1 protein-coding gene is annotated in these 241 nt (G+C 55.2%); it reads left to right on the forward strand.

The features are described from left to right. Positions 1–2: 2 nt before the first annotated feature. The coding region (locus FQ664_RS26800; protein ID WP_368668005.1) for a GAF domain-containing protein at positions 3–241 on the forward strand (239 nt) is incomplete at its 3' end.

Below are 241 nucleotides of genomic sequence, written 5' to 3' on the forward strand. Positions count from 1 at the left end.
ATATTGTGCGTCAGGATAATGACGGCGTGGAACAACTGGTTCTAGGACCCTTCCAGGGACCGGTTGCCTGCACCCGCATCGCATTCGGCCGTGGAGTATGTGGCACAGCATGGCAGCGCATGGAGACAATCATCGTACCCGATGTAGAGCAGTTCCCCGGCCATATAGCCTGCAGCAGCGAATCCCGCAGCGAGATAGTCGTCCCAATCCTAAAAGATGGCAAAGTGATTGCCGTCTTAGA

This window comes from Pseudomonas persica (assembly GCF_900291015.1).
GTDB lineage: Bacteria > Pseudomonadota > Gammaproteobacteria > Pseudomonadales > Pseudomonadaceae > Aquipseudomonas.